Annotated in this window: 9 protein-coding genes; 7 read left to right on the plus strand and 2 right to left on the minus strand. The window is 68.3% G+C overall.

Annotation, left to right across the window (positions count from 1 at the left end):
• Position 1: 1 nt before the first annotated feature.
• On the minus strand, positions 2-700 hold the full coding sequence (locus LE197_RS08015) for a fumarylacetoacetate hydrolase family protein (RefSeq protein WP_031692888.1): 699 nt from the start codon (positions 698-700) through the stop codon (positions 2-4).
• Positions 701-712: 12 nt separating this feature from the next.
• Positions 713-1,774, minus strand: coding sequence for a gentisate 1,2-dioxygenase (gtdA, locus tag LE197_RS08020; protein WP_031692889.1), 1,062 nt, complete (start codon positions 1,772-1,774; stop codon positions 713-715).
• 124 nt (positions 1,775-1,898) lie between these two features.
• Here gtdA and LE197_RS08025 point away from each other — a divergent pair, with 124 nt between their 5' ends.
• The 7 genes from LE197_RS08025 (at position 1,899) to tpsB1 (ending at position 10,867) form a co-directional block, all read left to right on the plus strand.
• Complete coding sequence (locus LE197_RS08025) at positions 1,899-2,813, plus strand: LysR family transcriptional regulator (RefSeq protein WP_003089777.1); 915 nt, start codon at positions 1,899-1,901, stop codon at positions 2,811-2,813.
• Between the two features lie 88 nt (positions 2,814-2,901).
• Positions 2,902-3,420 carry a sigma-70 family RNA polymerase sigma factor gene (locus tag LE197_RS08030; protein WP_003089775.1) on the plus strand — a complete coding sequence of 173 codons (519 nt, stop codon included), beginning with the start codon at positions 2,902-2,904 and terminating at the stop codon, positions 3,418-3,420.
• Positions 3,421-3,428: 8 nt separating this feature from the next.
• Positions 3,429-4,415, plus strand: a complete 987-nt coding sequence (gene foxR / locus LE197_RS08035) for an anti-sigma factor FoxR (protein WP_031692890.1) — start codon at positions 3,429-3,431, stop codon at positions 4,413-4,415.
• A gap of 143 nt (positions 4,416-4,558) precedes the next feature.
• Entirely contained in the window at positions 4,559-7,021 is a 2,463-nt protein-coding gene (gene foxA, locus LE197_RS08040) for a ferrioxamine receptor FoxA (protein WP_023091724.1), read from the plus strand.
• A gap of 117 nt (positions 7,022-7,138) precedes the next feature.
• Positions 7,139-8,287, plus strand: coding sequence for a PepSY-associated TM helix domain-containing protein (locus LE197_RS08045; protein ID WP_019486300.1), 1,149 nt, complete (start codon positions 7,139-7,141; stop codon positions 8,285-8,287).
• A gap of 46 nt (positions 8,288-8,333) precedes the next feature.
• Complete coding sequence (locus LE197_RS08050; protein ID WP_031692891.1) at positions 8,334-8,858, plus strand: hypothetical protein; 525 nt, start codon at positions 8,334-8,336, stop codon at positions 8,856-8,858.
• Positions 8,859-9,169: 311 nt separating this feature from the next.
• The gene (gene tpsB1 / locus LE197_RS08055; RefSeq protein ID WP_023093482.1) at positions 9,170-10,867 is read left to right on the plus strand and encodes a two-partner secretion system transporter TpsB1; all 1,698 of its coding nucleotides are present in this window, start codon (positions 9,170-9,172) and stop codon (positions 10,865-10,867) included.
• Positions 10,868-10,949 lie beyond the last annotated feature (82 nt).

Consider the following 10,949-nt stretch of genomic DNA (forward strand, 5'->3'; position numbering starts at 1 on the left):
GTCAGACCACGCGGACGCTGAGTTCGCCGAGGCCGTCGATGGCGCCGAGCATCCGCTCGCCGCGCTCGACCGCGCCGACGCCTTCCGGGGTGCCGGTGAAGACCAGGTCGCCGGGGCGCAGCTCGAAGAAGCGCGACAGGTAGCTGACGGTTTCCGCCACCGACCAGATCAACTGGTCGATGTCGCTGCGCTGGCGATCCTCGCCGTCGACCTGGAGGCTGATGGCGGCGTGGCGCGGATGGCCGACCTGGCTGGCAGGGTAGAGCGGGCCGATCGGCGCCGAGCGGTCGAAGGCCTTGCCGATCTCCCAGGGCCGGCCCATCTCGCGCATGCGCATCTGCAGGTCGCGGCGGGTCATGTCCAGGCCCACCGCGTAGCCCCAGACGTGTTCCTCGGCCTGCTCCAGGGGGATGTCGCAGCCGCCCTTGCCGATCGCCGCCACCAGTTCGATCTCGTAGTGGTAGTTGCCGGTCTGGCTCGGGTAGGCCAGCTCCAGGGTGCTGCCGACGGCGACCGGGACCACCGCGTCGGCCGGCTTGCAGAAGAAGAACGGCGGCTCGCGCTCGGGATCGAAGCCCATTTCCCGGGCGTGGGCGGCGTAGTTGCGGCCGACGCAGTAGACCCGCCGCACCGGGAAGGTCTGGTCGCTGCCATGGATGGTGAGGCTGACGGGCGCTTCGGGCGCGAAGAGATGGCTCATGGGACGGGTCCTTCAGTGGGCGAGGGGTTCGCGGGATTCGCGGAGGATGCCGAGCGCCTGCTGCACAGGACGGTCGGAGAAACTGAACAGCACGCAGTCGGTGGCGCCGGCTTCCAGGCGCAGCTCGGCCCAGGAGGGCACGACGAACAGATCCTTGGCCTCGAAGGCGAAGCGCCGGCCGCCGATCTGCGCCACGCCGCTGCCTTCCACCACCGAATAGACGCTGGCGTCGGTGCTGCGCGCGGGTTGGCCGAGGAAGCCGGCCGGCAGCAGTTGCAGGCAGGTGGCGATGGTCGGCATGGCCCAGCCGCCGGTGGCCGGGTTGACGTAGCGCAGCTTGTGGCCTTCCCAGGGATCGGGCCGTTCGAGGCGCGCCAGGCGCTCGAGGGCCTCGCGGCTGCGCGCGTAGGGGTAGCTGAACAGCGGCGAGGTCGGCGTCGTCGGCTGGTGGCGCAGCGGCAGCATGTTGCTGCCGTAGCGGGCGAGGCTGTCGCCTTCGCCACGTCGCAACGGCTGCACCGGTTCGCCGTAGCTCTCGGCGAAGGTGGCGCCGAAGAAACGCAGCATCGGGATGTCCAGGCCGTCCAGCCAGACCACCGGCTCGCCGCCTTCCGCGGCGGGGCGGTTGCCGTGGTCGTGCCAGGTCCAGGACGGAGTGATGATGAAGTCGCCCGGCTCCATGCGGGTGCGTTCGCCGTCCACCGAGGTGTAGGCGCCGTAGCCCTCGACGACGAAGCGCAGGGCCGACTGGGTGTGCCGGTGGCTGGGGGCGATCTCGCCCGGCAGGATCAGTTGCAGGCCGGCGTAGAGGCTCGGGGTGATCGCCGACTGGCCGGGAAGGTCCGGGTTCTCCAGCACCAGCACGCGGCGCACCGCTTCCTCGGCGCTGATCAGGTCGCCTGCCTCGAGCAGGAACGGGCGCAGTTCGCGATAGCGCCACAGCGCCGCCTGGCAGCCGCCGGCGGGTTGCGCCGGGACCAGGCTGTGCAGGGCTTCCCAGAGCGGGGTGAGGTGCTGCTGGCGGATGCGTCGATAGAAGTCGGCGCGCTTCTCGGTGGAATTGTCGCTATGCATACCGATGAATCTCCGGCGGGAGGAGGCGGGGCCGCCTCGGTCTGGCAGCCATTATTCGAGGTGCAGGCATAACCGAATAATGATATTTAGACATCGACCTATACGTATTCGAGGATGGCTTGCGATGGACTGGACCCGCCGCCTGCGCCTGCAACACCTGCAACTGCTGGTCAGCCTGATGGAGACCGGCAACCTCAGCGGCACCGCCCGGGCCGCACACACCACCCAACCGGGCCTGTCGAAGTGGCTCAAGGAACTGGAGGAGGACGTCGGCGCGCCGCTGTTCGAGCGTCACGCCCGCGGCCTGCGCCCGACGCCCTACGGCATGACCCTGTTCAACCACGCCCAGCGCGTGCTCACCGAGATGGAGCGGGCGCGGCAGAACCTCGAGGCGATGCGCAGCGGCAGCGGCAGCCGGGTGCTCCTCGGCACGTCGCCGGCCTCCGCGCCGAGCTTGGTGCCGCGCGCATTGCGGGCGTTCCTCGGACGCTACCCCGGGGCCCAGGTGGAACTGCTCGAAGGCACCATGAACGGCCTTCTCGAACGGCTGGAGAAACGCCAGCTCGATGTGGTGGTGGGGCGCCTGGACAACTATGCGCCGCGCGCCAGCCTGCGCTGCGAGGTGCTCTACAGCGAGGCGATCGTGGTGATGGCGCGGCCCGGTCACCCGCTGGCCCAGGCCGCCGCGCTGGACTGGGAAGACGTGCGGCGCTACGACTGGATCGTCTGGCCGCCCGGCTCGCCGATCCGCAGCAAGCTCGACATGGCCCTGACCCAGGGCGGCCGGCAGCCGCCGGCCTACCGCCTGGAGTCATCGTCGATGCTGGCCAACATCGAATTGTTGCGTGGCAGCGACATGCTATCCATCGGCTCGGCGCGGGTTGTCGAGCACCTTGCCGGGCTCGGCCTGGTGGCCAGGCTGGCGCTGGAGATTCCCGGCGAGGGCGCGGTGGGCATGTGCTGGCGCGACGAACCGCACCGCGACCGTGCCAGCGAAGACCTGCTGGCCTGCCTGCGCGAAGGCGCGGCGGCCGAGTAGGGCGCCGGCCGGCGGGTGCTATTGCAAAAAGGCCGCGGCTTCTCGACAATGCGATTCATTATCATTCATGTGTCGCCCCGACTTTCCCATGTCCGCCCCGATCCTTCTCAGCGCCCACCATCGCGCCATGCATGCGCTGTACAGCGAGCACCATGGCTGGTTGCAGAACTGGCTGCGCGGCAAGCTGGGCTGCGCGGCGGACGCGGCGGACCTGGCCCAGGACACCTTCCTGCGCATCCTGCTCAAGCGCGAACTGCGCGAGATCGGCATGCCGCGCGCGTTCCTGCGGACCATCGCCCGCGGCCTGGTGATCGACCACTGGCGTCGCGAGGAACTGCAGCGCGCCTACCTCGAAAGCATCGCCCACCTGCCCGAGGCACAGGCGCCGTCGCCCGAGGCGCGGGAACTGGTGCTGGAACTGCTGGAGGAAATCTCGCGGATGCTCGACGGGCTCAAGCCGAAGGTCCGCACCGCCTTCCTCCTGGCCCAGTGCGAAGACCTCAGCCACCGGCAGATCGCCGAACGCATGGGGGTTTCCCAGCGTAGCGTCGAGCGCTACGTGGCCGAGGCGCTGTACCACTGCTACCTGCTGCGCTACGGCGAATGAGCGGAGCCGTGGACGGGACGCGCGGTAGGGTCGACGAAGCGGTGGTCAGGCAGGCCATCCACTGGCTGGTCCGCCTGCGCTCGCAGCCGGCCGACGATCGCCTGCAGCGCGCTTGCGCGACCTGGCGCGCGGAGCACGGCGAGCACGAGCGGGCCTGGCAGCAGGTCAGCGCGCTCAACGAAGAACTGCACGGACGCTTCAAGGCGCTGCCCGGCGGGGTCGCCTACGGCACCCTGGACAGCAGCGCGCAGCGCCTGCAGCGGCGCCAGGCGCTGAAACTGCTGTCGCTGCTGGTGGCTGGCGGCGCCGTGGCCTGGGTCGGTCGCGACAGCCTGCCCTGGCAGTGCCTGAGCGCCGACTACAGCACCGCCACCGGCGAGCGACGCAGTATCGAGCTGGTCGACGGCACCCGCCTGCAACTGAACACCGACAGCGCGGTCGACGTGCGCTACGACGCCGGCCAGCGCCTGATCCTCCTCGCCCGCGGCGAGATCTTCCTCGCCAGCGGCGCCGATACGCAATCGCCCACGCACAGGCCGCTGCGGGTACGTACCGCGCAAGGGCTGTTCGAGGCCCTCGGCACCCGTTTCAACGTACGCCTGCAAGATGCCGCCACCTGTCTCAGCGTCAGCGAGGGTTCGGTGCGCATCGATGCCTTCGGCGCGCGTCCGCTGCAGGCTCCGGTGGCCGAGGCGGGGCAGAGCTATCGGATCGCCGCCGACGGCGTGCGGCGCCTCGAACGGCCGCAGATGGACGCAGTGGCCTGGGCCGATGGCCTGATCGTCACCCGCGACATGCGCCTGGCCGACTTCCTCGCCGAGGTCGCCCGCTACCGCAACGGCTACCTCGGCTGCGCCGCGGAGGTCGCCGACCTGCGTCTGTCTGGGGTCTACCGCCTGGACGACACCGACAAGCTGTTGCAGGTGCTCGCGCGGACCCTGCCGGTGCGCCTGCAGCGGCATACCCGCTGGTGGGTGAGGGTGGTCGCCGCCTGAGTCGCGCCGGCGGCCGCGTGGACGCTTGCTTCCGCCCGGAGCGAAACGCACTGAAAATTATTTTCATTATTTTTGTCGGCTTTCCGCGACTGGTCCGGCTTTACCGATTGAACACCCTTCAACGACTCCAACGGATCCCGTTCATGACCGCCACCGCCGTCGTCCTCCGCAATGCCCCGTCGTCCCTCGATTTCCCCCGCGCCTCGCGCCTGAGCCGTTCGGTGCGCGCGGCCCTGCTGTCGCTGGCCATGGCGGCCGGCGCGGCGCCGCTCTGCGCCTCGGCCGCCGAAGCGGCGGCGGAACAGGCACGGCCCTATGCGATCCCCGCCGGACAGTTGGGCGACGTGCTCAACCGCTTCGCCCGCGAAGCCGGCATCACCCTCTCGGCCACTCCGGCGCAGACCGGTGGCTACAGCTCCCAGGGGTTGCGCGGCAGTTTCACCGTGCAGCAGGGCCTGGCCCGGCTGCTCGCCGACACCCCGCTGGAAGCGGAAGACCAGGGCGACGGCAGCTTCGTCTTGCGCGAGGCGCCGGCAAAGGACGGCGACGTGCTGAACATGCAGGCGGTGGAAGTCTTCGCCCTCGGCAACAACCTGGGTAGCACCGATGGCTACCTGGCCACCCATAGCCAGATCGCCACCAAGACCAGCAAGCCGCTGCTGGAAACCAGCCAGACCGTCTCGGTGATCACCCGCGAGCAGATCGACGACACCGCCTCCAAGACCGTGCAGCAGGCGATGCGCTATACCCCCGGCATCTTCACCGGCCAGGTCGGCGCCTCCAACCGCTACGACTACGTGGTGATGCGCGGCTTCGCCGACAACAGCGTGGACAACATCTACCTCGACGGCCTCAAGGCCATGGGCGACAGCGGTACCTTCAGCTCGATGCAGGTCGACCCGTACTTCCTCGAACGCATCGATGTGCTCAAGGGCCCGTCCTCGGTGCTCTACGGCCGTAGCCTGCCGGGCGGCCTGGTGGCGCTGACCAGCAAGAAGCCGTTGTACGAGGACTACCGCCAGATCACCGGCAGCATCGGCAACATGGGCCAGAAGGAGATGGGCTTCGATTTCAGCGGGCCGCTCGACGAGGAGAAGCGCATCGCCTACCGCCTGGTCGGTCTCGGCAAGGGCTCGGACACCCAGTTCGATCACGTCAAGGAGGAGCGCTACGCCATCGCCCCGACCCTGGCCATCGACTTCAGCGACGACACCACCCTGACCCTGCAAGGCTACCTGCAACACGATCCCAACGGGGGCTACCACGGCGGCGTACCGGCCGACGGCACCCTGTCGCACCACAACGGCCGGCACATCTCCCGCGAGTTCTTCGATGGCGAGCCGAGCAAGGACGACTTCGACCGCACCCAGCGGATGTTCGGCTACCAGCTGGAGCACCGCATCGACGACGTCTGGTCGGCGCGGCAGAACTTCCGCTACCTGGACTCCGACGTCGACCTGTCGCAGGTCTACGCCTACGGCTGGAGCGCCAGCGAGCCGAACAAGCTGAACCGCTACTTCAGCGGCGCCCGCGAGCACCTGCAGGCGTATATCGTCGACAACATGCTGCAGGCCGAATTCGCCACCGGCGCGGCGCGCCACACCCTGCTCACCGGCCTCGATTATCAGCGCCGGCGCACCGTGGTCGACTGGCGTTCCGGCTCGGCCTCGGCGCTGGACGCGTTCAACCCGATCTACGGCGACGACGCCATCAGCTATTTCCCGGACGACAACCACACCCGCCGCCTGGAGCAGACCGGCGTCTACCTCCAGGACCTGATCGACATCGACCAGTGGCGCTTCTCGCTCGGCCTGCGCCAGGACTGGGTCAGCGTCACCGACAAGAACCGCAGCACCGGCAGCAAGGCCGACGACGACTGGGAGAAATTCACCGGGCGGATCGGCGCGCTGTACCTGTTCGACAACGGCCTGGCGCCCTACGTCAGCTACTCCGAGTCGTTCAACCCGAACGCCTACTCCGACGCCTCCGGCACGCCCCTGGCGCCCACCGAGGGCAAGCAGTGGGAACTCGGCCTGAAGTTCCAGGCGCCGGGTAGCAACAGCTTCTACACCGCCTCGCTGTTCCATATCACCCAGGAAAACGTCGCCTCCAAGGAACCCCAGGACAACTTCTACACCTCGGTCGGCGAAGTGCGCTCCCAGGGGCTCGAACTGGAGGCCCATACCCAACTCAGCGACAACCTGAAACTGCTCGGCAGCTACACCTACACCGACATCACCTACACCAAGTCGCTGGACGGCAACCAGGGCCATACGCCGAACCAGGCGCCCAAGCACATGGCTTCGCTGTGGGCCGACTATGCCTTCGACGCCGGCCCGCTCAGCGGCCTGAGCATCGGCGGCGGCGCACGCTACGTCGGCGAGACCTGGGCGGACAAGGAAAACACCTTGCGGGTGCCGGACTACACCCTGGTCGACGCGCGGATCGGCTACGACCTCGGCAAGCTCGGCCTGAAAGGCCTGGACGTCAGCCTCAATGCCAACAACCTGCTGGACAAGGACTACGTGGCGTCCTGCTACAGCCTGGACTTCTGCTACTTCGGCGAGAAGCGCAACGTCACCGCGACGGTGAACTACCAGTTCTGACCGTCCACCCGGGCCCCGGCGCCAGCGCCGCGGTACCGGCCAAGCAGCCCGGCGCGCAACGTACGCGCCGGGCATTCGCCGGCGTCGCCGGCCGCACCCTGGTTACCTGGAGCCCCCATGCGCCCCGTCCTGGTCCTGCTGCACCGCTATGTCGGCCTGGCTACCGCGCTGTTCCTTTTCCTCGCCGGTCTCACCGGCAGCCTGCTGGCCTTCCATCATGAAATCGACGAATGGCTGAACCCCGGCTTCTACGCCGTGGGCGAGGGCGGCGAGCGCCTTTCCCCGGGCAGCCTGGTGCAACGCGTCGAGTCACGCTATCCGCGACAACTGGTGTGGTACATGGAGTATCCCGAGGCGGGCGGGCATCCGGCGTTGCTCGCCACCGTGCCGCGCGAGGCCGGCGCCAAGGTCGAGCACGACGTGTTCTACCTCGACCCGGTCAGCGGCGAGGAAGTCGGCAAGCGCCTCTGGGCGGCCTGCTGCTTCCAGCCGGCGAACCTGGTTCCCTGGGTCCTGGAGTTCCACCACAACCTGACCCTGCCGGGGAACTGGGGCCTGTACCTGATGGGCGGGGTGGCGATGTTCTGGTTCCTCGACTGCTTCGTCGGCGCCTGGCTGACCCTGCCGCGCGGCCGGCCGTTCTGGAGCAAGTGGGCGACCGCCTGGAAGATCAAGCGCGGCAACGCCTACCGCTTCAACTTCGACCTGCATCGCGCCGGCGGCCTCTGGCTCTGGCTGCTGCTGGCGCCGGTGGCGCTGAGCAGCGTCGCCCTGAACCTGCCGAGCCAGGTGTTCAAGCCGCTGGTATCGCTGTTCTCGCCGATCGAACCGAGCGTCTACGAGGCGCGCGGGCGGCTGCCCAGGGAGCAACTGGGGGAGACCCGCCTGGACTACGACCGCACCTTCCAGTTGGCCAGCGCCGAAGCGGCGCGGCTGGGCATCGCCGAGCCGATCGGCGAGCTGTACTACAGCTTCGAATACAACTTCTTCGGCGCCGGCTTCGGCGACCACGACGACCCCATGGGCAAGTCCTGGCTGTTCTTCCACGGCAGCGACGGCCGCCTGCTCGGCCAGGAAGTCGCCGGGCAGGGCAGTTGGGGAGAGCGTTTCTACCGCTTGCAGTACCCGATCCACGGCGGGCGCATCGCCGGCCTGCCGGGACGCATCGCCATCGCCGCCCTCGGCCTGGCCATCGCCGGGCTGTCGCTGACCGGTGTCTACATCTGGTGGCGCAAGCGCCGGGCGCGCCACTGGAACGGCCGCTAGACGGCTGTTAGTCTGGCTGCCTCCCACACCACCAGAGGATGGACGAATGAACGCAAGGATCGCCGCATTGGGACTGCTCCTGTCCCTGGCCGCCGGCAGCGCCGTGGCCGCGGAGGAGGGCAGCTCGGTCAAGGATGCGGCCAAGGCCGCGGTGTCCTCGGCCATCGAGACCGGCAAGAACCTCCTCGGCGGGGTCAGCGAGGGCATCACCAGCGGCCGCCAGTCGGCCCAGGGCGCCGATGGCGCCAAGGTGGTCTCCGACAACGCCGGCTTCGCCGAGATCGGCCAGGTCGAAGTGCTCAAGACCGAGCCGCGCGACCAGCAACTGGCCGTCACCCTCGGCTTCAGGAACGACGGCGACGCCACCGTGCGCCTGATCAACCTGACCCAGACCGGCGCGCTGCTGGTGATCGACAACGACGGCTACTCCAACGCCCTGGTCGCCCTCGCCAACCCCGACGACGTCACCGTCCCGGCCAAGGCCGGCATCCGCCAGACCTTCGTCTTCGAAGGCGGCGCGGAAGGGATCAAGGCGGTGCGCCTGTGGGGCAAGGACCTGCCGGTGAAGTGAATTCGAGTCTGCGTCAAAGCAGCCCCGCCTTGGCGGGGCTTCTTTCTGCCGGGCCACGAGCGCAAATAATCAGCTCACCAGAACCCGGCCGAGCGCTGCCTGGAGACCGATAGGTCCTTCCCATTACGAAAATGACGACATCGCATCGATCCTGAAACGTCCGTACAGCCAGGACGACGCAATGAAGGCAAAGTGCCATTCCCTCCTGTCCCTGTTTGGATTAGCATTCCTACTTTTGGACTAATCCCCCTCAACACGCCCATGTCGTTTAGCTATGCGGTGGATATTGAAGGGAACTCGCAGGACATCGGATGTTGCGTTCTAGCTATCGAGCGGTTGTCGCTGGCTTGGTTTTACTGCCGCTTCTTGCCAGCGCCGCCCCCTTCACCTCCCCCGGCGACCGCGACCTGATCCGCGACCGCCAGCAGCGCCTGCTGGACGAACAGCGCAAGCGCCTGGAGGAACTCCAGCAACTGCCCGGCAAGGGAGCGCCCGCCGCTGCGGATGCCTCCGGCGACGACGAGCGCTGCTTCGAGATTCGCCGCATCGAGCTGGAAGGCGCCGGGCACCTCGGCGAAAGCGCGCGTCGCCAGTTACTGGCGCCCTACCAGGGGCGCTGCCTGGGCGTCGGCCAGCTCAATGCGCTGCTCAAGGCCGTCACCGACCATTACCTGGATCGCGGCTACGTCACCACCCGCGCCTACCTGCCACAGCAGGACCTGGCCTCCGGGACCCTGCGCATCATCGTCGTCGAAGGCCGCCTGGAGGGCCTGGACAGCTCCGCGCTGGCCAGCCCGCGCGAACTGACGATGAGCTTTCCGGGCAGGACCGGCGAGTTGCTAGACCTGCGCGAACTGGAGCAACTGGTCGACCAGTTGAGTCGCCTGCCGTCGCGCCAGGCGCAACTGGAGCTGGTGCCCGGCAGCGAGGTCGGCGGCAGCCGAGTGCGTCTCAAGGGCGAGCGCGACAAGCCCTGGCGGGTCTCCGCCACGCGCAACAACGACGGCGACGTCAGCACCGGCGAGCAGCAGATGGGCCTGGGTCTGGACTGGGACAGCCCGCTGGGCCTGGCCGACCAGCTCAACCTGCGCGCCAACCGCGACGCGGTGACCGACCGCTGGCGCCATTCCGACAGCCAGAGCCTGTTCTACAGCCTGCCCTGGGGCTGGTGGACCTTCACCTACGGCTACAGCCAGAGCGACTACCGCACGCGCAACGAGGCCAGCGGCTTCCCCTTCAAGCTCGATGGCGACAGCCGCAGCCATCAGTTCCGCGCCGAACGCGTGCTGCACCGCGACGGTGTGAGCAAGACCGCCATGAGCCTGGGGCTCAGCCACCAGCGCACCAACAACTATGTCGAAGACACCCGCCTGGAAGACCAGAGCACGCGGATCACCGAGACCCAGCTCGGCTTCAACCACGGTCGGCGGATCGGCAGCGGTTTCGTCAACCTCGACCTCGGCTGGCAGCAGGGCATCGGCGCCCTTGGCGCGCAGGGTCGCGGCCACCCGCAGGCGGGCGATCCGAATGCGCGCTACGACAAGTACAGCCTGACCCTCAGCTACCTGCAGCCGTTCCAGCTATGGGGCGAGCGCTTCAGCTTCGACAGCCTGGCCACCGGGCAGAGGAGCGAGGACGTGCTGTTCAGCCCGCAGCGCATCAGCCTCGGCGGCAACAGCTCGGTGCGCGGCTTCAAGGACCAGACCCTGACCGGCGACAGCGGCGGCTACTGGCGCAACCAGTTGCGCTGGCGGCGTGCGGTGGAATGGGCGCCGCTGCGGCCCTGGCTGCAGGAATACGGCGTGGCCTTCGCCTACGACGTCGGCGTGATCCGCCACGACCGCTACAACGACGGCGCCAGCGGGCGCATGAGCGGCAACGCCATCGAACTGGATGCCCGCGGCCGCTATTTCGCCGCCAGCGTCGGCTTCGCCCGCTCGCTGGAGCGGCCCAGCGCCATCGAGCGGCGCGAGCACCCGATTTATTTCCGGGTCGACGCGTTCTTCTGAAGACGCGGCGACCTCCTGAACGCTTTAGGAAAGCGCCTACCTGCATCGAGGCCCTTTCCTTGGAAAACCTTGCTTAACCTCG

Source organism: Pseudomonas sp. PS1(2021) (genome assembly GCF_020405165.1).
Taxonomy (GTDB): domain Bacteria; phylum Pseudomonadota; class Gammaproteobacteria; order Pseudomonadales; family Pseudomonadaceae; genus Pseudomonas; species Pseudomonas aeruginosa.